Source organism: Dyella sp. NPDC103356, assembly GCF_055584465.1.
The window spans coordinates 297,148-321,913 of record NZ_JBVJLZ010000002.1 but is presented as its reverse complement, the minus strand read 5'-3'; the positions used below and the strand labels follow the sequence as shown (position 1 = coordinate 321,913).

The window sequence follows — 24,766 nt, the reverse complement described above, 5'->3', positions numbered from 1 at the left end:
CCGCCATCAAGACTTCCATTCCTCGGTGTAGGCAAAGCGCGTGGGCCGCAGCGACATATATTGGGCGACGCGCGGTCGTTGGGCTCGGTTTGGACTGCTGCCATGCGGCAGCAGGTGATGCCAGATGATCATGTCGCCGCGCTTTGCGGCAATCGGCGTCATCGTCAAGGTGCGTCGCGCATGATCCTGCGCATTCACGCCTGCGGGCACGCTTTTCAGCCACTGCTTCAGCGTGCGATGAAAGCCCGGCACGCAGCTGAAGGCGCCCTGGTCTTCTGTGACGTCGGCGAGATACAGGATGCCCTGCAACTCAAGGTGATGCGGCTCGGCCAGCGTGGCGTCCCAGTGCAAATGCGGTCCGGGGAACGGCCAGTCGCTGCGCTCCGGCGGATTCAGTCCGCCCTGGTCGATGGTTACCCAAAGATCTTCGCGTCCCCACAATTGGGCGTGGGCCTTATGAATACGTGGCGAGCGACGATTGGCGACCAGCGCCGGGTGTCGCAACAGCGGCACCCAGATGGAATGGCCCAGCGACGGGCGATACCAGGACTCCGGATCGTCGCGGTCCATCCCTAGGAAATCGTAGATGGCCATCTCTGCACTTTTCGCCGCTTCCGGACTGATCGCGTTGCGCAGGATGACGTAGCCATGCTCGTGCCAGTGTGCGAGATCGTCCGCGCTCAGGCCTTCTACGTGATCGAGATGGCCGACTTCGGCGCCGACCCTCTCGCCTGCCAGTGCACGCCGCAAGCGGTCCAGCGACGCTTCTGTCAGGTCATCGCCATTTCGCTCTCGGACCCAGGCTTCGAACTGCGCATAACCTGGCCGCTCGTGATGTAAATAGCGCAGGGTTTCCAGCACGTTAAGACGCAAGCCAGCCAGCAATGCCTTCTCGACATCCTGCGGTAACCGAGCAACGGTCCCTGGTGCGCACTGGCGAGCCCAGTAAGTATGCAACTCCTCGATACCAAGACTTGTCGCCGCCTCGACCATCCTGCCCCCTCGCTATTTTAAGATTTTCCGGCCCTGAGCGCCTCGACAAGGCTGCGCCGAATCATGAGACGTTTCGTGTTGGCAAGAAAGGGGCTGGCTGCACGCACGATGACTGGCGTCGCGCACGACGGTCAACATGTCGCCTTTGAAGCCCGTTCTTGCTGCCAACGTCATCGCCGGTGGCTGAAAGACACTTTCCATCTTCAAGACGTCACTCTTTGGGGTCAGCGCGCTCCTCCTCGACACGGTGTGGCGCGCTGGTCATCTGGCTTGGGTCAATCATCGATACGGAGGAAAAACATGGCTCGCCTGAACTACCGACGTCAGCTCATCCTTTCGCATGTGATCGCAATCGGATGCGCACTCCTGAGCGTGTTCCCGGCATCCTTCGCGCAGGGTGCCGATTTACCCAAGATGATCTCGCCGCCCCATGAGGTTTCATCACATTTCTTCGGCGTCAACATCGAAAACAGCTACATGAGTCCACCGATCCTTTCGTGGACCGATCCCATGCTTGAAAGAGCGATCAAGGAAGCCGGCATTGAAGCGATCCGCTTTCCAGGCGGCGACGTGGGCAACTACTGGGATTGGCAGAAGGGAACCGTCTACCCCATAGGCAAGGCCAGTCAAACGCAAGACTCTCTGAACGCCCTCCTCGATCTCTCCCGCGCCACGGGAACCTACCCGATCTACAGCTTGAACGTCATGACGCTGAATAACGCTGTCCTGTCTCGCGCCAATCTGTCGCAAGGCGTCGCCAACCAGCTTCGCATGCTCGATGCTGCCCATGGCATGAAGCTTCCGGTCGAAGACCTGGAACTTGGCAACGAGTTCTTTTGGAGTTCACCGGACCACGATCGCGCGTTCCCCACTGCCGCCGACTATGCGACGGACATGAATCAGTGGACCGCACGCCTGAGGCAAGACTATCCCCATGCCAACATCGCCGCTGTCGGATCCATTCCCTCCTCGGGCGATGCGCGCACCAAGAACTGGAACGAGGCAGTGATCGGCAAGATCCATGATGTGGACGCCATCACGCTGCATCGCTATGACAGCATCGTCGATGGCGGGGTCTGGGATGGAACCGCTCCGGATGCGGTGCTGAGCCATGTGTTCACCGACTGGGAAAAAATCGTCTCGGGTGAAGTGCACCCGATCGAGAAAGCCAGGCTTCGTCTATGGGTGACCGAATTTAGCGGGTTCAAAGACTGCACCTCCAACGCACGCTTCACCGGCACATGGCTGGAAGCGCTCTACCAGGCGCAGATGGCCATCCAGTTCCTCTCAACGCCGTCGGTCGACCAGATCGAGCTCTACAACATCACGGGCAGCACGGGTTCCTTGATGTTTCAGAACACATCGTCGTATTGGAACGCGTGTCAAAACAAAAGCATGACCTTTCACGCGACTGCCGGCGACTTGACCGCCACAGGACAGGCGTATGCGCTGTTTGGCGGCGCGTTGAAGCAAGCGACATCGGTCTCTGCCCTGACGTTTCCCGAGACGTCCATGGTCCATCCGAAGTCAGGAACGCCCTATCCTTCCGTGACCGGTATTGCCTTGATGGGCGAGACAAGCCAATGGATCCTTGTCAATCTCTCCTCCAAGCCACAGACGCTGAAATATCCCGGCATGGGGCAAGGAACGATGGAGAGTCTCAACGCGCCTTCATTGACGACCATCGTGGATTCGGCGCATGTGCTATCCCACGGGACGCACGCCTTCGATGGGCGTCATTTCGTCCTACCGCCTTTTTCCGTGAACCGGATTGTCGTGAAGCATCCTGTTCATTGAACGGTGCTTCCATTCGCACCGCGGGATGCCTTCCCGCGGTACCGATGACATCGCTCTGCTTTTGAGCCGGCATGCGAGAGTCATCAAGCCATAGCGACGAGAACGCTACGCGCCCCCTGACAGCCGCATCGTCAGCCCATCGGGGCTATCGCCATCCTGCCCCCCCGCATTCGCAAGGTGATCGACCTGCTAATCGGGTTCAGGCAAGCCAGTCATTGCAGCGTCGGATGATGACTGAGCTCTCTGCCTTCTGCGAAGAAAAGGCTTTTCGACGAAGCGATAAGAAAGATACCCAGCAGCCATTGCAAGAACGACAGATATTGCCATGCCAAGCCAGAAATGATGTGTAATTCTGTTTATAACGATTTGCTGGATGGGAAACCCATAAATATACATTCCATACGAAATGTCGAACCTTCCGTTGATCAGTTTTTCGCTGAATGACTCTCCCACAACGGCAACAACGATAGTGATGCCCAGCGTCCCCAGAACACTGTATTCGAGCCCACCCGGCATGACAAACATGCCAACAACCCCAAACATCAACAAGAACCACCTGTTGGGATACCAGGCCTCCTTGGTTGCGGATAGCAAAGCTCCGCCACTGAAACATATTCCGAACATGCATAGGTAATTCAACGGGACACCGTAAAATGCAAATCCAGTGCCGGTATGCACAAGCGATGCCGTCCCAAGAATCGAGCCCGCAAAGAGGGCGAGAAGAATCTTCCAGGATTGCGAGAACGACAACGCAACGCCGATAGCGATATAGCAGATGCACTCAATAGGCAGCGTCCACAGGCTTCCATTCAATGCATTGGGATAAATATAGTTAGCAAAAACTCCCGGAATGGCCTGGCCCAAAAATAACGAATACTTCAGAAAAGTGACCCATGCAAATTTGGACGTGATGTAGTCCAACTTCGACTCACCTGTGTAGATAGCACCCAAAACATAGGTCATCAAAAACGAACACACGACCATGGCGGGCAACAGACGCCGCAACCGACGTTTGCTGAATTCAATAAAATTGCCGGATCGCTTGAAGCTGTCGGGCATGAAGTAGCCCGAGATGGAAAAGAAGATAGCGACCGCAACGAAGCCATAGCTATCCCAAAAGGGATAAACCGGCTCGACCGCCCCATGCAGAGCAAATTGATGGCTGTATAGCACGAGTAGAGCAGCGAAATGCCGCATCAAGTCGTAGCAATTTCCACGATCATGTTCGTCGATGCTCTTCATTTGACCTTCTTCTTAACGCCGGGTGATATTTTTTCCAGACTGACATCAACGGTGATCTTGCACCGACCTTTGCTTAGAGCCGCCTTGTCGAAGGAAGAAGCCGCAAGGATTCTACGAAGGGCTATGGCTACTGAGGCCCACTTCGTCCGACAAGGCAAAGAAACCCGGTGGCCGCTTGCCGCGGCATGGATCATTGGCCATGTCGAAACACCCGGATATGCAGTTGCCTGCCCTGCTGCCGGGGGTGGTAACGAAACCGTGGTTGAAACCCCCACGAACGGAAGCCCCCGACGACGTGCAAACAATGACTTTTTTGGCGTGGACGAAACAGCCTCAGCCACTGCACTCTCGATACGTGCTATGCGCCCCATCCCTCCCCCTCCGACACAGGCTTCCCCTTTTTCGCTGCATAAAGGGCAGTGTGTGCCGCCAATCTCCAGAAAGGTTGCGTTTTGGGAAGTCCTCTGACCGGAGAGGGGCGCGATCAAGAGCGGTAGCTGGGTGGAGCCCCGGGGCCACTGACACGGGTGCGAGACGACTCTTGATCGGGCAAACCGATCATGAGGTCCGTTTTTGACGTTGACCTGATGAGCTCGGACAGCCCCAACTGTCCAGGCGGGATGCTATTGGCGCCCTCGATTTAGCCTCAAGGGCACGAGGCGCTGAATAAGCGCGTGGACAACGTTGTGGGTCACCCGCAGGCGCCCCATTCATTCGTCCACCGCTTATCACCACGGTGCCAAAGGCATCGGCCTGCCCTTCGCATTTGCGAGATCATTGCCCACTTGTCCGGGGGTTTAGGGCAGGCAAGGAACACCATCGCCTGCCCCGAGTTAGGGACAGGTGCGATGGTGAGTCCCATGCATCGGTAACCGTGGCGATCGTTATGCGTGCATCAGCGCTTGTCCAGCGCCTCGCGACCGATGGCCGGATCGTCGGTGAAAAATGCATCGATGCCTGCGTCGATATAAGCGCGGATCTCAGCGGCCGAACCCGATTCGTTGAACGTCTTCGGATCGCTGCCCTGCCAGAAGTTCTTGGCCAGGAACTGATTCTCCGGTCGAAACGTATAGGGATGAAGTTCCAGTCCAGCGGCATGTGCGTCGTGTACCAGCGCCGCCGGCTGACCCAGGGTGCCGTCGGCCTTGAGCGGAATGATCATGCGCGTGGACGGACCGATCGCATCGGCGTAGCTGGCGATCTGGCGCAAGCCAGCGGGCGTTATCATGTCCGCAAAGCGCAGCTTGCCGCCCGCGGCGGTCACATCGTAAGTCTGTCTTTCGGGCAGATCGGCCAGCAGTTGAAGCAAGCGGATATTCGGGTGCTTCTGACGTGCCTGCGCACCACCCAGCTTTTCGTGCAGGTACTTGAGATTGGCGATCTCGAACGACTGGATCTCCACCGGCGCGGTACGCGTATAGCTATGCGCCGCCAGTGTGGCGAGCAGCTTGTCCTCCATCGGCAGGCCCAGTTTCTGGAAGTAAGTGCTGTGCTTGATCTCCGGGATGATGCCGATCGGCCGGCCGACCACCGCCGACTCCGCCGCGACAAAGTCGATGATCTCGTCCATAGTGGGGATCTGGAACTCGCCGTCGTACTTCGTGCCGCGCAACTGCGGCAGACGCTCGCGCGCGCGGAGCGTCTTCAGCTCGGCCAGGGTAAAGTCATCGGTGAACCAACCTGTGATGGTCTCACCGTCAACGACCTTGCTGGTCTTGCGACTGGCGAACTCGGGATGGCTGGCGACATCGGTAGTGCCACCGATCTCGTTCTCGTGGCGCGCCACCATCACACCGTCCTTGGTCATCACCAGATCGGGCTCGACGAAATCGGCGCCATCGGCGATCGCCTTGCCGTATGAGGCGAGGGTATGCTCCGGGCGCAGCGCGCTGGCGCCACGATGGCCGATCACCAGCACCTTGGCCGCCAGGGGCTTTTCTGCTGCGTAGGCTGTCATCGCGCAGGTCGCCCATACGGCCGCAATCATCAAAACAACGTGTCGCATGTCTTGCCTCCGTGGGTTTGAAATCCGACATGAGCCATATCGGCGCCTGCTCCGTCATGCAGGCGCCTGGGCTTGTCGCCATGATTCATACTTGACTCGAAAGGACGCCTCGAAGGATATCGAGGCGTCCTTGAGCCAACAGGACAACTTGGGAACTGCTAAATACCTACCTGAGCTGCGAATGCCTGATAGAGCGTCCTATCAGATTTTCGTCGAAAAGGTGAGGAACCACTGCCGCGGCGCGATCGGGTAAGTGTTGTAGGTGCCCGAAGCGGCACCCACCACCACCTGGTAGTTACCCTTGCGATCAGTCACGTTGGTCACGTTCAGGCTCAGCTTGGCGTCGTGCAGGAAACTCTCCAGCGGTAGTGCATAGCTGAGCTGGGCACCCATCAAGAAATAGCCCGATATCGACAGGTCGTTGGTATAGGTCGCGTAAACCTTGCCCACCGTGTCACCGCTCAACTGGCCGGTAAAACGCCCGTAGTTCGCACTGATGATGAACTTGTTCATCCATTCCGGACTGCCCGGCACCTTCTTGCCAGCGGTCGGCACTAACGTTGTACCGCTGAAATAGTTGTCGTCGTACTTGGAGTGGTTGTAGGACACCGCGTCGTAGATGCTGAAGTGCTCGCCCATATGCAGCGTCGCGGCGAGATCGGCGCCATCGGTGGTGACGCTGCCAACGTTCTGGATGATCGATGCACCACCGACAATCGAGGAAATCACCGGCGTCGGGCTGATCTGCAGCAGGCGGTTGGAGAAATTCACGTGGTAGACGCTGACCTGGCTATCCAGGCCGGTGAACGGACCGACATCAAAATCATGCTGTGAACGCAGGCCAAGCTCGTACACCCACGCCGTTTCAGGCTTCACCGTCTGCTTGAAGATATTGAACGCCTGCTGGCTGCCCAGGCTCCATGGCGACAGGTTATTGGCGGTAGCAAACTGGCGCATGTTCTGCTGCGCATTGAAGAACAGCTCGTCGTGCGCGCTGACCTCCCAGGTCGCACCGAGCTGCGGCAGGAAAGCCTTGTGGCTGTTGATGGTGCCGTTGGGGTATTGCGTCACACCCACGGTGGAGTTGGGCAACGGCTCCACCGGGTACCAGCCATCGGCATACTGGAAGCTCGACTTGAAGCCGGCCTGCAGCGTGATGTCCGGCGTAACACGCCACAGGTCGGAGACGTAGGGCTGAATGACGTCGCTGCGTGCCTTGTCTTCATACTGGGTGATCAGAGGATTGCTCGGCCGCGAATACGGTGTGGACGCACCCGGATTGTTCACATCGAGCGGATACCAGCGTCGGTCCTGCGACACCTGATTGTGTTCCCACCAGACGCCCGCGCTCAGTTCGTTGGTGTCGGTATTCCAGTTCAGTGCGGACAGCCAGCCACGGCGATTGATATCGTATTCGGTGGTACGGATCGCATAGCCGGATCCGCCGAACACCTGCTTCAGGTTCTGGTTCGGGAAATACACCGCGAACAGCGCAGGCAGACCGGCGACCTGGATCGGCCCGGCCACGACGCCGGCGCCATCGTCGTGATGGAAATACACCTGGTTGGACCAGGTCAGCGAGTCGCTAAGGTTCCACTCGTACTTGGCGTAGGTGAGGTAATCGGTACGCTGCGCATCGCTGTAGTAGTTGCGGTAGTTGTTGCCGTCCGCGACCGGCGGCGCGCCATTGGCGCCGAGATAGTTCAGCGCCTGCTGGAAATCCGGATACATGAAGGCGCGCGTGTATGGCTTGCCGCCCTGGCCCGCCACCGTGCCGTGATAGATGGAGTCCTCATTCGGCTCGGTCTTGTCCGAATAGTCGGCAAAAAAAGTGAAGGTGCCGTGCTCGTCGTGATGCACGAACTTGCCGTCAAGCTGGTTGCCGCGCTGATGACCACGGAAATCCCACGCACGCTGATCCTGGTGCATGACCGAGATATAGGCCGAGTTGTCGCCAGCGAAGCGACCCGTGTCGAAGCGCGCATAGGTGCGCGTGGCGTCGTGGCTGCCGATGGTCTGCGAAAAGCGACCACCCATTTCAGCCGCCGGATCGCTGGAGAAGGTAGCTACGCTGCCACCGAGGTTGGAGGTGGATGCGGTGGCCAGGTCGCCGGCACCTGAGAACAACGTGACGCTGCTGATGTCCTCGCTGATGATTGCGCGCTGCGGCGTCAGGCCATTGTAGTTGCCGTACTGCTGATCACCCAGGGGTATCCCATCCATGGTGTAACCAAGCTGCTGGCCGTTGAAGCCATGCACGAACAACGACGCATTCTGCTCGTTGTTGCCCCACGGATCGGCAGTGCGATACAGCACACCTGGCAGCGTCTGGATCGCCTGCAGCGGACTGGTGCCGGGCAGGATCTTCTGGATCTCCGAGCCGCTCAGCGATACCGCCGAACGCGTGCTGTTCTTCGCCGAGACGCTCACCACATCGAGCTGCTTGGCGGTGTCCTGGGTGGCATTGTCCGGCGTGCCGCCGGTTGGCGCGGTCCCGCTAGTGGCTGTCGTCACCGAGACCGGCGCCTGCGGCATGTCGCTGCCACCCGCATGCGCCATGGCGCTCAACACGGCCAGTACGCTCGCGGCCAATAGCTTGACCCTGCCATCCGCGCCCGCGAACTTGCGCTGCGAATGCCCCCTTCCACGCACGGAAAGCTCTTCGAGCTCGGAATGGATAGGCGTCGCCGGCAACCGAAACGCTCTGCTTTGATCAAAAATCATGGAGTTCCTCAGGTGATGTCGCGCAAAGAACGCTCGCCAAAGCGGCCAAGCCACTACGGCATCGAATTACAACAATGCTTAGCGCAGATCGCCCCGGCTGGTCGTTCAACAGGAATGACGCCGACATGCGGCGCGGCACCAGCGTGCGCGCGAGGAGCGCGACACCGATAATTCCCCTGGATCGTGCGAATCTGCGCGTCAGTGCGCAAATGATGCAGTGCAAAAGTTACGATCCCGTGACTCGCCAAAGAACTTCATGCGATGAGACGTCTAGACGTCCATGCTTCCATTCAGAATCTCTTCAGATCACATCTCATGGGAACGGCGTAGTAACCCATCTGCAAGCGTTGCAGATGGATGGGATCGAGAATTCGATCGTGGCTGAGGCATAGGCGAGCTGCGCGAATGCTCTTCTGGAGGGCGGCGTCTACTTGCATTCGCGCGCCCATCCCATCATTCAACAATGCTTACCATTCGCGAAGCTGACGAAAGAGCACGTAGACAGATTCAACGCCTGCTCGGTCGCTGATGCTTTGGCCAGCCCGACAGCATCGGTACGACATCGAGCATTGCTTGGTTCATAAGGAAACGACTGGCTCAGGTCACCCTGCATGCCCCGCACATCATTCCGACGGCCGCTCGCACGGATGCTCGATCGCTCCCTTCGGTCTGCCAAACCTTCTCCGAGTTTGCTGGCGCGTGTCATGGGGGAACACCGCGTTCCATTGTTGCCCCGCAGTGCCCCAACGCCTTCCTGAGGATGAGGCAACCACCCCCGACAAACCCTTGGCGCGCCTTCGTGGATGCCTGCCGGGACCGATATTGGCAGGAATCCTGAGGGTTGATATGATTGGAGCTTCGTGGGGCGGTAGCTCAGCTGGGAGAGCGTCGCGTTCGCAATGCGAAGGTCGGGAGTTCGATCCTCCTCCGCTCCACCAATTCATACCAGCCAAAAAGCCTTGGAAACTGACTGTTTCCAAGGCTTTTTTGTTTGCCCGCCTTGCAGCGATTTCAGGTGGCTTTCTGGGGCACTGTGGGTGCGGGCGAAGCGGGCGTTTGCGCAGGCGGAAACAGCCGGCCCGTGATCAGCAACCAGAGGGTTCCGGCCGCGATGCCCAGCACGAGCAGGTTTGCCAGAACGAACAGGACAGGCGCCAGCATGGCCATGGCGCCGTGCGGATCGCCGATCGATACGCGAATGGTTGCGCCAGCCAATGCCGTCGCGCCGAAGGTGAACGCCCAATAGGATGCGCCGAAGGGTTGTTCGGCGATCCAGCGGCTCATCCGAATGAGCAGCAGGGCCTGGAGCAAGGCATAACCAATCAGCATGTGCACCACCAGGTCGGAATGAGCGCCGCTCACCGACAGGTAGCAAACCGCACCGACAGCGGGAGGCGCGAGTTGAATGCCCAGCGTAGGCCGCAAGGCAGGCGCGAGAGCCGGCGCGGTGTAAAGCCGGTGAAGCAGCACGGACTCCACCGCCAACCACGTGAAGAACCCGCCGCCAAAGGCCAGTTGTCCCCACTCCGGCCAACCCACGCTTGCCAGGACGATCCCGCATACGAAGCATCCGGCGACCAACGGCAGATAGAGAACTGGAGTAGTCGCTGCCGGGTCGCGCCCACCCCGCCAAAGAACACCCGTGCGCCAAAGACCGAAGAAGACCGTGAAGGCGGCGCCGATCATGAGCAAGGCGATTGACGCGGGCCGGGAGTAAGGCAGGACGCCTTGAGCGACGAGCATCGTGGCGACACCGGCCAATCCAATGAAACAGCATTGAACGGCATGTACGGCTTCCTCTTTTGCAACGGCGGGGGCGACAAGCCATTTGCATCCGTACAGCACGGTGATCAGCAGCCATGCGAGCACGGTGATCGCAACGAGTACCTCACCGACGATGGCTGGAAGCGCCCAGACCACATGAGCCGCTCGCCAGTCGTTGGCCAAGCCTGCCAGTCCAAGCACGATGCCAAAAAACGACGCGGGCACACGTGGAAACGAATGTGATGCCACTGGATCAGTCATGTCGTGTTGCCCTTTTACTGGGTGGATTGAGCGTTATGTCGCTTTCGATGTAGGGCAGACTCTAGAGAGATTCGGTTTCACCTTGAAGCGCATGGGGTTGGACGCTGCATCCAATGGGTTGCCCTAGAAAGCCCCTCAGTTTCCCTATCGTCATGCCGGCGCAGGCCGGGATCCAGTGGCTTGGCGATCAGTTGTCGCGAGAGCCGACAAGCATCTGCTCTATCGCGAAAGCCGGCAACCGAAGTCACTGGATCCCGGCCTACGCCGGGATGACGATCAGGAAGGGTTTCGGGGTTTCCTGAAAGCGCTTCTTTCCTCTCATCGTCCCAACCATTGGAACCTACGTTCCATGACGCCGACTTCTCCCCCGCCCGGCTTGAACCTAGGCTTTGAAAAGCCCACGAAAAAAGAGGACGGGATGAACAAGAGCCAGCAAAAGCAGCACCCATCGCAGGAGAAGACGCGACTCGGCCGGCCTGTCTCCGGAAAATCGCAGGTCATCGGCGAAGGCTTCCATGCGCAGCATTTCACCCAGGACATGTTTGACGGCGCGATGGATCCGCTGATCATGGTGGACCACTTCGTGATGACGGCACCGACCTTCGAGCCGCATCTTCATACCGGCATCTCTGCCGTCAGCGCTCTCTTTGAAGACACCCGGGGGCAGTTCCTCAATCGTGACTCGCTTGGCCATAACGTCGCGCTCGAACCGGGCGATCTTTACTGGCTGACCGCGGGCCGTGGCGCCGCCCACGAAGAACGGCCCGCCGCCGACGCCCGCATCCACGCCTTGCAAATCTTCGTCAACCTGCCCCACCGACTGAAGGGTGAGCCTCCGCGCGCACAGCATGTCCAGGCAGCGGCGATGCCGATCATCACCGGAAAGGATCACCGCGTTCGCGTCATGGTGGGCGCGACCGGTGGCGTCCAGGGTGCGGACGGCACACCCGAAGACATGACCATGCTCGATGGCACTCTCGGCACCGATGGTGCATTCACCCATGCGCTGCCACAGAGTCGGCAGGCCTGGATCTACGCTGTCAGGGGCAATATCCATGTCACCCTGGATGGAGAAGCGGTGTCGCTTCAGGCCGGGAACGCGCTGGCTGTTTCCGCCGGTCGGCCTGCCGACGTCATACTGTCGAGCATCAATGGCGGACAGTTCTTTCTGGCGGCGGCGCGTCCCATTGGAGAAGCTCTCCCGCGATGACGGCACCGGGCGCATCTGTTGATCTACATGAGCACGACTTTGGGAAATTCGGTAGCCAGGTGTTCCAGGAACACCCGGACTGACGGCAACAGGCCCTGCCGATAAGGCAGCAACGCAGTGATCGTGGATTCGCCTGCAAGCCACTCCGGCAGGACACGACGCAAGCTCCCTGTCGCCACCATGTCGCGGCACACGTATCCGGGCAGCGCGACGATGCCGCAGCCTTCAACCGCGGCCTGCTTCAAGCTCACCATGTCGTCACTGACCAGACGTGGTGAAAGCGGTACGACGACATCGGGACGAGTACCCGCGACATGGCGTAGCCGCCATCGAGGCAGCACACCCGTGCGCATCATGAACAGCGAAGGATGGTCGCCCAGATCGTCAGGCGACATGGGCATGCCATGCTTGTCGACGTAAGCGGCTCCGGCAAACAGAAACCACGGACTGGGAGCAAGTGTGCGCTGGACTAGGCCCGAGTCGGGCAACGGATCGGAGTGCGCCCGGATGGCCACGTCGAAGTTGTCGCCAATGATGTCTACATTCTGGTCCGTCGCGTGAGCCACCAGATCGACCTTGGGATAACGCTCCAGAAAGCTCGAGAGCATATCCCTGACGGCAAACTGCATCGTCGCTACACCCGCGGTGAAGCGTACCGATCCCGATGGTTCACCCAGGCGAAGCTTGATCGCATTTTCGGCTGCCTCCGCCTGCTGCACCATCGCCACCGCATGCCGATAGAAATCGTTGCCCACGTCCGTGGTGCCGAAATGCCGTGACGTTCGATTGAGCAGACGCACACCAAGGCTCGCCTCGAGCTGTTGAATGCGGTGGCTCAGCGTGGACTTGGGCACCTGCAGCACCCGCGCCGCGGCAGTGAAACCGCCGCGATCGACAACCTGCACGAACAGATAGAAATCGTTGAGGTCGAGCATGGCTTTTCTCTCAAGTCGGGACTGACCCGCGTCACTGCGGGATAGCTTGCCATGATCGCTGCCATAAAAAGTCATTCGTCCATCCCGTCGTGTAGACACAGCGTTCAACCTGTTGGAAGACGAATATCTAACCCACTCATCGTCCAAAGACATGGAAGTTGAATCCCAGCGAAAAACGCTGTTTTTGTCTTGTCTAAGTTTTTCCTCTCTGTCGGAATGAATACGCCTTCAAACGGCACACATCCCATTCCAATCAGAGAGAACTCACATGACCACGCAACGCACCCGCATGACCCGCGACAACACCGCCGTGCTGCTCATCGATCACCAGGTTGGCCTGATGACCGGCGTGCGCGACATGACCGTGAGCGACCTGAAGCACAACGTGGTTGGCCTGGCGAAAGCTGCCAAGGTGCTTGGCTTGCCCATCGTGGCAGTGACGACTGCCCGCGATAGCATGTGGGGCCCAACGGCGTCCGAGCTGAAAGAAGTCCTGGGCGATGGCGAGATCATGGATCGTTCCACCGTCAATGCATGGGACTACGCACCTTTCGTTGCGGCCGTGAAAGCGACCAAGCGCGATCACCTGATCATTGCGGGCCTCTCCTTCGAAGTCTGCGCATCCTTGCCTGCCATTTCAGCGCGCGAAGAAGGCTATCAGCCCATCATCGCACTCGATGCCTGCGGCACCTTCTCGGCCACCAAGCGCGAGGCGGGACTGGCACGGTTGAACACATTGGGCATCGAAGTTTCCGATTACTCCACCTTGATGGTCGAGATCATGGGCGACAACGCCGATCCGAAAACACTGGATGTGTATGCGGCGCTCGACATGCCCTTCGCGGTTCTTATGGGTCAGGTCGCTCAGGCGCTCCGCAAATGAACGGGACATTCGACGTCATCGTCGTCGGTGGCGGCTCCGCGGGTGCGGTGCTTGCCCATCGTCTGAGTAGTGATTCGTCGCGCAAGGTGTTACTGCTCGAAGCCGGCGAGGCCTATCGACCGAATGTCTTTCCTCGCGATCTCGCCGATGCAGACACGGTGACGGGACCGGACGGTCACAACTGGGGCTACACCGCCGAAACGGGCCTTGCGGGCCGCACGATCGGTGCGCCGCGCGGCAAGACGCTGGGCGGGAGCTCGAGTGTGAACGCGGCCGTCGCCATCCGTGCGCGCCCGGCCGACTTTGCCAAATGGCGGGCGATGGGCGTCGACGGCTGGGACTGGCCGGAACTGCTTGAAGACTTCAAGGCGATCGAGAACACGCCGGACGGAGACGATCGTTACAGGGGGCGCAACGGCCTCCTGCCGATTCGGCATCGCCGTCCGGACGAACTGACGCCCGGTGCGAATGCATTCGTCGAAGCGGCAGCACGCCTTGGCCATGCACGCGTAGAAGATTTCAACAGCGATACACAGGATGGCGTGTCGCCCTATCCGCTGAACGTCATTTCCGGCCGGCGGGTCAACACGGGTATCGCCTTTCTTGGCGACGACGTGCGTGCGCGACCCAACCTTGCGATACGCGGGCGTGTCGACGTTGATCGTGTGCTGATCGAAGGCGGCCGCGCCACAGGCGTCGTAGATGCCGATGGCCATATCCATCGCGCTGAACAGGTCATCCTCAGCGCGGGAGCCTTCGGCAGTCCGGCGATCCTGATGCGCTCGGGCATCGGCCCAGCAAATCGACTGGCCGCTCTGGACATCAAGGTCGTCGCGAATTTGCCGGTGGGCCAGGGCCTGCAGGAGCATCCGTTCTACTACAACATCTACGCGCTCAAACCCGAGGCCAACGGCATGCATCCAGCCTCCGGAGCCATGTTGTGGACAGCCTCTTCCACCGCGGAGCCGGGCGATCTCGACCTGCACGTCTCGGCCACGCACCTGTTCGATCCGACGCAAAGCGCCACGGGCGGTGCGATCGTGCTCGCCTGCGCAGTCACTCAGCCTGAAGCCAGAGGCAGCCTGGAACTCGTCGACCGGCATCCGCGTAGCGCTCCGCGCATCCGCTACAACCTGCTAGGCACGCCCAACGATATGGCCCGCATGCTCGAATGCGTACGTTTATCGCGAGCTATCGGGCGGCAGCAACCGTTTGCCGGTCTCGTCGCCGCCGAAATGTTTCCGGGACCTGGCGTCTCCGACGGGCAGGAACTGCAGCAAACGATAGAACGGCAAGTGGATGGCTATGCACATCCGACATCGACCTGCCGCATGGGTCGCCCTGACGATGGTGTCGTCGATGCCGGCGGACGGGTCTACGGCGTGGATAACCTGTTCGTCATCGACGCGTCGATCATGCCGCTTGCATGCAGCGCACCGCCGAACATCACCACCATGATGATGGCGTGGCATCTCGCACGCCGCACGTTTGGAGTTCACTGATGGCCATCATTCCTATCGATGAGAACGACATCGCAGCGGCGCGTGCGCTACGCATGGAATTCGCACGGTTCTGGTCCGCGACTCAAGGCGAGCCCGAAGATATCTATGACCAGTTCATCGCCCTGACACCGATGGCGCCAGCAGTCGCCACCCGCCCATCCGCCGACGATGCCGGACCGGGCTGGTGGTGCGAGCCGGTCGACGCGGAGGCCGGCAAGGCAATCCTGTACATCCACGGCGGCGGTTATTTCGTCGGTCATGCCGGGCCCTACCGCGGTTTCGTCAGTCAGATTGCAGCACGGGCACGTGTCCCGGTCTTCGTGCTGGAGTATCCGCTCTCGACACAAGCCGCACTGCCTGTCGCATTGGATCTCGCAGTGGCGACCCTGGAACGTTTGGCATCTCGATTCGCTTCGGTGGCGGTGGTCGGCGATTCAGCCGGTGGTGGCTTGTCGTTCGCCACCGTGCTTGAAGCGCGAAGAAGGAACATTCCGGTATCGGCCATCGTCGCGTTTTCGCCCTGGACCGACTTCACGTTCAGTGGAGCCAGTGCACGCGATATGGCGGTGGGCGATCCGCTGCTCGATCCGGCCTATCTGCGCGATTGCGCCACACGTTATCTGGGATCGGCGCAACCCACGGATCCACGTGCCTCGCCATTATTTTCAGCCGACCTGAAACTTCTGCCACCCACACTGATCCAGGTCGGCTCGGACGAGAACCTGCTCGACGATTCCCGCCGCATGGCCGAGGCGATCGCCAACGCCGGAAGACAGGTAGAGCTCGAAGTGTGGCAAGGCATGCATCACGTATTTCCACTGAACATTCAATTGATCAGTGCACGTCGGGCGCTGGACCGTGCTACTGCGTTTTTGGCGAGGCACTGGGAGTAATCATTTGCATCATCCGTTGGACTGAGCGGACCGACCGAACCAAAGCCTGTCGATCGCCAGCGGACCGGAGCCTCCCAACACCAAGGCGATCAAGCCCGCCAGATAAAGCAGATCCGTCTCATAGCCGGGTTGTCCGAAGTGCGCTCCGGCAGCCGTGACCGATTGAAGCTTGATCGAGCTGAAGCCGTTTGGCAGATGCACGGTAAAAATGGCGACGAGCAGCACGACCGCCATCGGGATGCTGACCAGTGGGATGAGGGCGCCGAGTAGCACGGCCAATCCACCCAGCAGCTCGATGGCGACGGTTGCCCATGCCAGCAGGTCCGGAAAAGGCATGCCGAGCGCATGCAGGATGTTCGCAAAGTCATCGGGGCCGCGCGCCAGCTTGGCGTAGCCGTGTTGCATGAAACCAAAGCCGACGATCAGGCGAAGAGGAAGGGCTGCCCAGTGCTGGCGCGGTGTGGGAAATAGCTGCGAGCAACGTTCGATCAGGGGGTTCACGACATATCCGGGGAGGGAGGGATGAGATAGACATCATGATGTCACTATGTCATGATGTCAAATATGAAGACACCATCCGCCCTGCCCCTTTATGCGGTCGTCGAGGCCGAAATTGCCTCGTCGATCGGTGACGGTTCCTTTCCCGTCGGTCACCAGTTGCCCACGGAAGACGAGTTGATTCAGCGCTTTTCGGTCAGTCGCACAACGATCCGCAAGGCCATCGAGAACCTCTCCGGTCGCGGTCTGGTCGAAATTCGCCGCGGTACGGGCACCTTCGTTGCGCAACCTAAAATCATCCAGGAGATGACCGAGCTCACCGGCTTTGTCGAAGACATGGATTCGCTGGGTTTGGTCGCGACCGCACGCGTCATCGATCACGCCATCGTCGCGGCCGACGACGATGTCGCCAGGAATCTCGCGGTGAACGTGGGCACATCGGTCATGCGCATCCGGCGCGTGCGCCTGGCCAGCGGGGTGGCGCTTTCACTGGATGAAACCTATCTGCCGCGCGAGATCGGCGAGAAGATCGTCTCGCATGACCTGGCCGCCGAACCCATCTTCAAGCTGCTCGAACAACGCTACGACATTCCGCTTATCGAAGCGGAATACAAACTCGAGGCGACCGCAGCAAACGACGATGTCGCCATGGCGCTGGCAGTGGATGTGGGCAGCCCCATCTTTCTTATCGAGCGTACGTCCTACACCGCCGACAACCGGCCCATCGACTACGAGAAACTGCACTATCGCGGCGACCTCATACGGTTTCGCACCCGGCTCGCTCGTCGCAAGCCCGTAGATCGCTGACGGCATCGCATTGCACATCGGGTTTACCCTCTGGCTGCTTGCCATCGCGATCGGCGCAAGCGCCGTCGGCGGTACGCTGGGCATGGCTGGCGGCATTTTTATCGTGCCGCTGCTTACCGTATTCGGCGGCATGGACATCCGCACCGCCGTAGCGGCCAGTATCGTGTCGGTCATCGCCTGTTCGTGCGGCAGCGCGGCCTCCTTCCTGACAAACCGTCTTACGAACATACGCCTGGCCATCACGCTGGAAGTGGCCACCACATCGGGCGCATTGACGGGCGTCCTGCTGGCGAACCGGCTCCCAGCCTCATCGTTGTGCGCATTGTTTGCCGCGGTGTTGCTGATCTCTGCCTGGCAGATGGTCAGCCGGGGACGCGAATCAACACAGCCTGCCGAGCAGGCGCAGGCGTCCGACTGGGCCAGCCTGTTGCGGCTTCATTCCAGCTATCCCGATCACATGCATGGTCGGCCGGTGTTCTATCGCGTGCGACGCCTGCATCTGGGACTCGCATTGATGTATGGCGCCGGTGTGATCTCCGCCATGCTGGGCATCGGCAGTGGCGTACTCAAGATTCCGGCGATGGACTCGGCGCTGCGCTTGCCGATGAAGGTTTCCTCGGCCACCTCCAACTTCATGATCGGCGTGACGGCGGCGGCCAGCGGCGTGGCCTATTTCATTCATGGCGACATGCATCCGGCCATCGCCGGGCCGATCGCGCTCGGTTCGGTGATGGGTGCATGGATCGGCGCACGGCTTCTCATGCTGATACCGAGCGACAAGCTTCGATGGGTGTTCGCGCTGGTGCTGATCGGGCTGGCCGCGCAAATGTTCATGACGGCCCTGGGATTTCATGTCAAGGCAGAACCCGCATGAGCATGGACAGCGCCGGGGAGCGCAAACTGGAACGCCTGTTGGCAAATGTTCTTTCCATCGGAACGTGGCTGGGGTCGGCCGCCATCGCTATCGGGTTGACCATGCAGTGCCTGCGTTGGGGGCACGTGATGTCAGCCCTCACTTGCGCGCGCACTATTACGGTAGGCATCGCACTTTTTATTCTCCTTCCGATCCTACGCGTTCTGCTGATGGCTATTGCCTTTGTTCGAACGCGTGACGTGATGCTCGGCGTCATGGCCATTGCCGTCCTCGCCGTGATTGGCGTAGCCGCATTCACGGGCATGCGCATCGCCTGAGCGTCGACGCGGATTGCACCGGTTTCTTCATCCTGTGGAGTTGTTCTCGATGAGTCAGCAACCCGAACCTTTTACCGTCCAGGTGGACGATGCCGTACTCGCCGATATCGCCCAGCGACTGGATCGCACCGTATGGCCTGACGACCCGGGAAATGATGACTGGAGCTATGGCGTCAATCGCGCCTATCTGAAAAGCCTGGTCGACTACTGGCGCCATGCATATGACTGGCGCGCCGTGGAACGACGAATCAATGCGTTTCCTCACTATAAAGTGGTATTGGACGGGGTGCCGGTTCATTTCATGCATGTCAAAGGGAAAGGCCCCTCCCCCATGCCGATCGTGCTCACGCATGGCTGGCCGTGGTCGTTCTGGGACATGCACAAGGTCATCGAGCCACTCACCGATCCCGGCGCGCACGGCGGCGATCCGGCCGACGCATTCGATGTCGTGATCCCCTCACTTCCCGGTTACGGTTTTTCCGGACCATCGCCGCACGCAGGCGTCAACTTCTGGCGCACGGCGGACTTGTGGAACCATCTGATGACGGATGTACTCGGCTACTCGCGCTACGCAACCAGTGGGGGCGATTGGGGCGCTTTGGTGTCTTCGCAACTGGGGCACAAATATGCCGACCGCCTCTATGGCGTGCACTTGATGCATCCCATGCTGCTCGACCAGTTCAACAGCGATCGCCCATGGGATGTTACGGCACGAGCCTGGGATACCGGCAAAAAGCCACCCGCAGGCAGCACGAAGTTCGCTGCGCATTTCGCCGTCCATGTACTCGATCCACAGACGCTCGCTTATGCGTTGACTGACTCCCCCGTGGGCCTTCTGGCCTGGCTGTTGGAACGTTGGCGAGCATGGGGCGATAGCCATGGCGACCCGGAGCGCGTGTTCTCGAAAGAGCACATGATCACCAACACGATGATCTACTGGGTGACCGGCACGGCGGGATCGTCGATGCGCGCCTATGCCGATGCGGCCCGGCATCCCTGGACACCGTCACATGATCGACAACCCGTCGTGGAAGCGCCTACCGGCATAACCTTTCTTGGAGGCGAGAATCCGCCCGGCGTCAGCACCGACCAGCGCGTCGCGATCTTCAAGTCGGGCCCGCGTGCGCAGTTCTTCAATACCGTGTACGCGCGTGCCCACGAAACCGGTGGCCATTTCGGGTATTACGAGAATGCAGGCGCAGTCATTGACGATCTGCGCGACATGTTTCGCCCGATGCGAGCGCAGTCCGGATCTGCATAGCCGGCCTTCATCCGGCCGTCGCCCGAAAGTACGAACTGAAATGAGCCGCGAATAGCTGGCTTCTCTGTAGGAGCGACTTAAGGAAACCTCTAAAAAAATCCTTTCCTATCCGTCGCCCCGGCGAAGGCCGGGGTCCAGCGCCTTCAGTACGTTGAAGCGCAAGGCACTGGGCCCCGGCCTTCGCCGGGGCGACGATGAAGACTGAGATTATTCGAGGTTCCCTGAAAGCGCTCCCGCAAAGAGCGCATGACATCAATGCCCCGCGCGCAACACATCCATCGCCGAGTGACAGGCATTGGCGAGCTGTTCGCGCATCAACTCCGGACCGGAAGGGTCGCCGTTGACGATCGCATCGCGAATTTTCAATGACTGCCGATGCGACGCTTCCATGCGGCCCGGCTGGCTCATGGCGATACGACGCAAACGACGTACCGGACCGAGCAAGGTGGTATGCGTGGCATGCAGGGTGATGTTTTCGGAGAGCGCCATGATGGCGGCGTAGAAACGGTCCAGCGCATCGGTATAGGCCACCGCATCCCCATGGGCAACGGCAGCACTCATGTCCGCGAGCACTTCGTCCAGGCGCGCGGCAGCCATCGGCGAGCGACGTCTGGTCGCCAACTCGACAGCCAGGGATTCGAGCGCCGCGCGCACCGTATAGGTCTCTTCGACGTCGCGCTCGCTGACCTCGCGAACGAACACCGCGGCGCGCGGCACGATGGTGACCAGGCCCTCGCGCTCCAGTTGCGCAAAGGCTTCGCGAACCGGGGTACGACTCACATTGAGTCGTGCGGCCAGCGTCACTTCGGTCAAGCGCTCGCCCGGTGGCAACAGGTTGCTGACGATGGCCTCGCGCAAGGCGGGAATGACCACGACGTCACTCAGCGCCTCGCCACTGCCGCTGGCGGGACGGCGGTTGGCGCGGAGGCGTTCGGCGATGGCGGTAAGCGGATCGGACATGGCGTGCATTCCCTTGGTTGGAGCGTGTCATGGTGCGTGTCGGAACGGATGCTGCAGTGCAATGTGCATGCGCCAAACGGATTGTATACAGTGTATACAATCTTGTTGAGAGCCCGCTCATGAAGGATAACGTCTCTCCCGCGAAGGTCGACATTGCCCGTGAAGGCGACAGCCTGATCTTCACGCTCGACCATCCCCAGTCCGGCAACGAAATCACCGGCGCGATGTTCGAGGACATGCTGCATAGCCTTCGCGCCGAAGCCGCCTCTCCCACGGCTCGGGTACTACGTATCCGCGCCCAGGGCGAGGTGTTCTGCCGTGGCCGCGAACGAGCCGGCCGCGATGCCACTGCCATCCGCACCGAGGTCGCCCGCCTGATCGCACTCAAGCAGGCCATTCGTGAAACCGCGATGATTTCGGTGGCCGAGGTGCAAGGCGACGCCGCCGGCTTCGGCATCGGCCTGGCGGTACTGTGTGATTTCACCCTGGTCGCCGAGCACGCCACGCTGTCGTTCCCCGAGATGCGCAAGGGCCTTCCACCTGCGGCGATCATGGCTTACCTCGGCCAATACGCGCTGCCCAAGCACATCTTTCCGCTGATCCTGCTGGCCGACGACTTCACTCCGGCACGCGCGCTGGAGATCGGCCTGATCACTACGGTTTGCCCGCGCGACACGCTGCGTGCGCAAGCCGACCGATTGGTCGAACGTATCCTGGCCATGGATCCCGAGGGCACCCGCCAGTGCAAGGCGTACTTCCTTGCCGCGCAGGCGCAATCGATGGACAGTAATTTCCGTCACGCTACTGACTTGCTCACCGTGCAAACACTGCGCCTGCAAGCCCATCAATCCTGATCCTGACACCGGCCGGCACGCCGGTCGGTCTCGATGCTGCTGGAGGACATGTTCATGGCCATCAATGCAGGCGCACGACTGGACCGGTTGCCCATGTCCGCGTTTCATCGGCGCATCATGTGGCTGATCGGCATCGGCATGTTCTTCGACGGCTTCGATATCTATGTCGCCTCGACGGTACTGGGCGCCACCTTGAAAAGCGGTTTCTCCAGCTTGCCGCAGAACGCCATGTTCGTTTCCATGACCTTTCTGGGCATGACGCTGGGTGCCTTCGCCACGGGTTTTCTGGGTGACCGCTTCGGCCGGCGTTTTACCTACCAGGCCAACCTGATGATCTTCGGCCTGGCCTCGCTGGCCTCCGCGTTTGCACCGAACATGCTGTTCCTGATCGTGTGCCGCTTTTTCATGGGCCTGGGACTGGGCGCGGAAAACGTGGTCGGCTACGCCACCATGACCGAATTCGTACCGCCGCAAGCACGCGGCAGGCTGCAGGGCATCATGGCGGTATTCGTGGTGACCGGCTTGCCGATCAGCGCGCTCGCCGGATTGCTGCTGGTACCGATGCTCGGCTGGCGCGTGATGTTCGTGCTGGGTGGCCTTGGTGCGATCGCCGTGTGGTATGCGCGCAAGCAGCTGCCCGAATCGCCGCGTTGGCTGGCCGCCAACGGGCATGACCGCGAAGCCGACGAACTGCTCAACCGGATCGAGGCAGAAGTCGCCGCGGAGAAAGGCCCGCTGCCGCCACCCGCTACCACGGTCGCACCGACCTTCTCGCGCGCGTTCTCGTCGCTGTTCTCGCCGCAGATCCTTCCCCGGCTGCTGGTCGGCTGCCTGGTGTTGATCGTGATCAACACCCTGCTCTACGGCTTCGTCACCTGGCTACCGACCTTCTTTGTCAGCCAGGGCATGGATATCGCCAAGTCGTTCATGTTCGCGTTTGTGATGTCGCTGGGCGCACCGATTGGCTCGGGCATCGGCGCACTCACCGCCGATCGCTGGGGGCGCAAGAGCGTAATCATCGGCGCGTCGCTGATGGCGATCGTGTTCGGGGCGATCTATCCGTTCGTCGACCAGCCGATCCTGTTGACCCTGGTCGGCCTGCTGCTGGTCATCCCGGTGTACGTGCTGGTGGCCCTGCTGTTCGGCATTTATGTACCGGAGCTCTTTCCCACCGAAATCCGCCTGCGCGCTGCCGGCATCTGCAATACCTTCGGCCGCGGCGCCACCATCCTCACGCCTTTTGCAGTGGTATGGCTGTTCGGCCACTACGGCATCACCGGTGTGCTCGCGATGATGCTTTCACTGCTGCTGTTGCAGATTGTGGTGGTGGCGGTCTGGGGCGTCGAACCCAAGGGCCGCGGCCTGGAAGAAGTCGCCGCGGGCGATGCGCGATTTCCCCGCGACACGCAGCTGACCCATATCACTCCCCCTCCGCCGCTTTAGAACACGAGCGGCCGCGTAAAACGGAAGACAAGTCATGACCGTGAAACCTGCTGAACCGTTCGATGTGCCGTTGTTTATCGACGGCAAGGAAACGCCCGCCGCCAGCGGGCGCACGATGGATATCGTCAACCCGGCCTCCGGACGCGCCATCGGCGCACTTGCCGCTGCCAGCGAGGCCGACGTCAACCGCGCTGTCGAAGCTGCGCAGCGTGCGTTCGACAGCGGCGTGTGGAGCGGACTGTCCGTCCATGAGCGTGCGCGCATTCTCAATCGCTTCGCCGATCTGTTCGAGGCGAACATCGAGGACTTTTATCGCCTGGAAACACTCAACAACGGTCGCCCCGTCGCGGAAACGCGCGCACAGATCTCTCGCCTGCCGCAGTTCTACCGCTATTTTGCCGCGCTGGCGCTGACCCGCCGCAGCGATGTGATTCCCGTCGAGGGACCGTATCTGGTGTACACGCAGCGCGTGCCGCTGGGCGTGTGTGCGCTGATGACTTCGTTCAATCATCCCTTGATGATTCTGTCCAAGAGCCTGGCGCCTGCGTTGGCCACGGGTAATACCGTGGTGATCAAACCGTCCGAACAGACGCCGATTACCAGCTTGCTGCTGGTGCGTTTGCTCAAGGAAGCGGGCGTGCCCGATGGCGTGGTCAACCTGATCAACGGTGAAGGGCGTGATGCTGGCGCGGCGCTGGCGAAACACCCGGATGTCGCCAAGATTGTCTTCACCGGCGGCACCGCGGTCGGCCGCGAAATCGGCGCGGCGGCCGCACAGCATTTTGCGATGACCACGCTGGAACTCGGGGGCAAGGGCGCGGTGATCATTTTCGACGACTTCGATATGGAGCGCGCAGTCAACGGCGCTGCGTTCGCGGCCTTTATCGGTGCCGGTCAGACCTGCGTCTGCGGCGCGCGCATCCTGGTGCAGCGCTCGATCTACGACGCGTTCCTGGAACGTTTCCGCGGCAAGGTGGAAAGCATTCGCGTGGGCGATCCCGCCGATGCATCCACGCAGTTGGGACCGGTGATTTCGGCCCGCTCGCGCGAGCGCATTCTGGGCATGTTGGAGCGTGCGCGCGAAGACGGCGCGAAAGTGCTGGCCGGAGGCAATGCGGTGCCAGGTGACGGGTTCTACCTGCAGGCGACGGCGTTCTACGACGTCGATCCGCATTCGGAAATCGGCCAGGAAGAAGTGTTCGGCCCGGTGACCGTGATCATGCCGTTCGACGACGAAGCCGACGCACTGCGTATCGCCAACGGTACGCAGTTCGGTCTCGCAGCCTCGGTGTGGACCAACGATGTCGCGCGTGCGCACCGCGTCGCCGGCAAGCTCACCTTCGGCATGGTCTGGGTCAACGACCATCACCGGCTCGATCCGGCCTCGCCGTGGGGCGGTTTCAAGAACTCCGGCACCGGACGCGAGACGGGCGTCGAATCGTTCGACCAGTTCTCCGAGCCGCGTGCCGTCACCATCAACACCAGCGGCGTCACCAACGACTGGTACGACAACTCCGGACAGCCCAAGCGGCTCAATTGACGA

20 protein-coding genes and 1 tRNA gene are annotated in these 24,766 nt (G+C 60.5%); 13 read left to right on the top strand and 8 right to left on the bottom strand.

Annotated features, from left to right (window positions below):
• Positions 1-6: 6 nt before the first annotated feature.
• Positions 7-993, bottom strand: a complete 987-nt coding sequence (locus tag ACZ6WW_RS04785) for a phytanoyl-CoA dioxygenase family protein (RefSeq protein WP_465273204.1) — start codon at positions 991-993, stop codon at positions 7-9.
• A 300-nt stretch (positions 994-1,293) separates the two neighbouring features.
• Between ACZ6WW_RS04785 and ACZ6WW_RS04780 the strand changes: the two genes are divergently transcribed.
• Complete coding sequence (locus tag ACZ6WW_RS04780) at positions 1,294-2,790, top strand: hypothetical protein (RefSeq protein ID WP_465273203.1); 1,497 nt, start codon at positions 1,294-1,296, stop codon at positions 2,788-2,790.
• A 189-nt stretch (positions 2,791-2,979) separates the two neighbouring features.
• On the opposite strand, the gene ACZ6WW_RS04775 is transcribed toward ACZ6WW_RS04780, so the two are convergent.
• The 3 genes from ACZ6WW_RS04775 to ACZ6WW_RS04765 form a co-directional block, all read right to left on the bottom strand.
• The gene (locus tag ACZ6WW_RS04775) at positions 2,980-4,032 is read right to left on the bottom strand and encodes an acyltransferase family protein (RefSeq protein ID WP_465273202.1); all 1,053 of its coding nucleotides are present in this window, start codon (positions 4,030-4,032) and stop codon (positions 2,980-2,982) included.
• An 895-nt stretch (positions 4,033-4,927) separates the two neighbouring features.
• Positions 4,928-6,019: a glycerophosphodiester phosphodiesterase gene (locus tag ACZ6WW_RS04770; RefSeq protein ID WP_465273561.1), complete on the bottom strand. Its 1,092-nt coding sequence runs from the start codon at positions 6,017-6,019 to the stop codon at positions 4,928-4,930.
• A gap of 219 nt (positions 6,020-6,238) precedes the next feature.
• Positions 6,239-8,761 (bottom strand): TonB-dependent receptor, encoded by a 2,523-nt coding sequence (locus ACZ6WW_RS04765; protein WP_465273201.1) that lies wholly within the window; start codon positions 8,759-8,761, stop codon positions 6,239-6,241.
• Between the two features lie 862 nt (positions 8,762-9,623).
• Here ACZ6WW_RS04765 and ACZ6WW_RS04760 point away from each other — a divergent pair.
• Positions 9,624-9,699 (top strand) — tRNA-Ala (locus ACZ6WW_RS04760).
• 73 nt (positions 9,700-9,772) lie between these two features.
• Here the strand turns inward: ACZ6WW_RS04760 and tehA are convergent.
• Positions 9,773-10,786, bottom strand: a complete 1,014-nt coding sequence (gene tehA / locus ACZ6WW_RS04755; RefSeq protein WP_465273200.1) for a dicarboxylate transporter/tellurite-resistance protein TehA — start codon at positions 10,784-10,786, stop codon at positions 9,773-9,775.
• A 349-nt stretch (positions 10,787-11,135) separates the two neighbouring features.
• Here tehA and ACZ6WW_RS04750 point away from each other — a divergent pair, with 349 nt between their 5' ends.
• A complete protein-coding gene (locus ACZ6WW_RS04750) occupies positions 11,136-11,996 on the top strand; it encodes a pirin family protein (RefSeq protein WP_465273199.1) in 861 nt (286 codons plus the stop codon).
• Positions 11,997-12,019: 23 nt separating this feature from the next.
• Here ACZ6WW_RS04750 and ACZ6WW_RS04745 read toward each other — a convergent pair whose 3' ends face one another.
• Complete coding sequence (locus tag ACZ6WW_RS04745) at positions 12,020-12,931, bottom strand: LysR substrate-binding domain-containing protein (RefSeq protein ID WP_465273198.1); 912 nt, start codon at positions 12,929-12,931, stop codon at positions 12,020-12,022.
• Between the two features lie 268 nt (positions 12,932-13,199).
• Here ACZ6WW_RS04745 and ACZ6WW_RS04740 point away from each other — a divergent pair, with 268 nt between their 5' ends.
• From ACZ6WW_RS04740 to ACZ6WW_RS04730, 3 genes are read left to right on the top strand one after another with little or no spacing between them, the layout of a single operon-like run.
• The gene (locus tag ACZ6WW_RS04740; protein WP_465273197.1) at positions 13,200-13,814 is read left to right on the top strand and encodes an isochorismatase family protein; all 615 of its coding nucleotides are present in this window, start codon (positions 13,200-13,202) and stop codon (positions 13,812-13,814) included.
• Positions 13,811-15,316, top strand: coding sequence for a GMC family oxidoreductase (locus ACZ6WW_RS04735; RefSeq protein ID WP_465273196.1), 1,506 nt, complete (start codon positions 13,811-13,813; stop codon positions 15,314-15,316). Before ACZ6WW_RS04740 ends, ACZ6WW_RS04735 begins: the two co-directional genes overlap by 4 nt.
• Positions 15,316-16,209: an alpha/beta hydrolase gene (locus ACZ6WW_RS04730; protein ID WP_465273195.1), complete on the top strand. Its 894-nt coding sequence runs from the start codon at positions 15,316-15,318 to the stop codon at positions 16,207-16,209. Before ACZ6WW_RS04735 ends, ACZ6WW_RS04730 begins: the two co-directional genes overlap by 1 nt.
• Before the next feature lie 9 nt (positions 16,210-16,218).
• On the opposite strand, the gene ACZ6WW_RS04725 is transcribed toward ACZ6WW_RS04730, so the two are convergent.
• Positions 16,219-16,710 (bottom strand): DoxX family protein, encoded by a 492-nt coding sequence (locus tag ACZ6WW_RS04725; protein ID WP_465273194.1) that lies wholly within the window; start codon positions 16,708-16,710, stop codon positions 16,219-16,221.
• A 63-nt stretch (positions 16,711-16,773) separates the two neighbouring features.
• On the opposite strand from ACZ6WW_RS04725, the gene ACZ6WW_RS04720 reads away from it, so the two are divergent.
• The 4 genes from ACZ6WW_RS04720 to ACZ6WW_RS04705 are packed head-to-tail and all read left to right on the top strand — an operon-like array spanning position 16,774 to position 19,966.
• Positions 16,774-17,514, top strand: coding sequence for a GntR family transcriptional regulator (locus ACZ6WW_RS04720; protein WP_465273193.1), 741 nt, complete (start codon positions 16,774-16,776; stop codon positions 17,512-17,514).
• 10 nt (positions 17,515-17,524) lie between these two features.
• Positions 17,525-18,388: a sulfite exporter TauE/SafE family protein gene (locus ACZ6WW_RS04715; RefSeq protein ID WP_465273192.1), complete on the top strand. Its 864-nt coding sequence runs from the start codon at positions 17,525-17,527 to the stop codon at positions 18,386-18,388.
• Positions 18,385-18,705, top strand: a complete 321-nt coding sequence (locus ACZ6WW_RS04710; RefSeq protein ID WP_465273191.1) for a DUF1634 domain-containing protein — start codon at positions 18,385-18,387, stop codon at positions 18,703-18,705. The genes ACZ6WW_RS04715 and ACZ6WW_RS04710 overlap by 4 nt, the downstream gene beginning before the upstream one ends.
• Before the next feature lie 49 nt (positions 18,706-18,754).
• Positions 18,755-19,966 (top strand): epoxide hydrolase family protein, encoded by a 1,212-nt coding sequence (locus tag ACZ6WW_RS04705; RefSeq protein WP_465273190.1) that lies wholly within the window; start codon positions 18,755-18,757, stop codon positions 19,964-19,966.
• 252 nt (positions 19,967-20,218) lie between these two features.
• On the opposite strand, the gene ACZ6WW_RS04700 is transcribed toward ACZ6WW_RS04705, so the two are convergent.
• A complete protein-coding gene (locus ACZ6WW_RS04700) occupies positions 20,219-20,926 on the bottom strand; it encodes a GntR family transcriptional regulator (protein ID WP_465273189.1) in 708 nt (235 codons plus the stop codon).
• A gap of 119 nt (positions 20,927-21,045) precedes the next feature.
• Here ACZ6WW_RS04700 and ACZ6WW_RS04695 point away from each other — a divergent pair, with 119 nt between their 5' ends.
• The 3 genes from ACZ6WW_RS04695 to ACZ6WW_RS04685 are packed head-to-tail and all read left to right on the top strand — an operon-like array spanning position 21,046 to position 24,763.
• Complete coding sequence (locus tag ACZ6WW_RS04695; protein WP_465273188.1) at positions 21,046-21,780, top strand: enoyl-CoA hydratase/isomerase family protein; 735 nt, start codon at positions 21,046-21,048, stop codon at positions 21,778-21,780.
• A gap of 54 nt (positions 21,781-21,834) precedes the next feature.
• Positions 21,835-23,223, top strand: a complete 1,389-nt coding sequence (locus ACZ6WW_RS04690; protein ID WP_465273187.1) for an MFS transporter — start codon at positions 21,835-21,837, stop codon at positions 23,221-23,223.
• 34 nt (positions 23,224-23,257) lie between these two features.
• Positions 23,258-24,763, top strand: a complete 1,506-nt coding sequence (locus ACZ6WW_RS04685; protein WP_465273186.1) for an aldehyde dehydrogenase — start codon at positions 23,258-23,260, stop codon at positions 24,761-24,763.
• Positions 24,764-24,766: the final 3 nt, after the last annotated feature.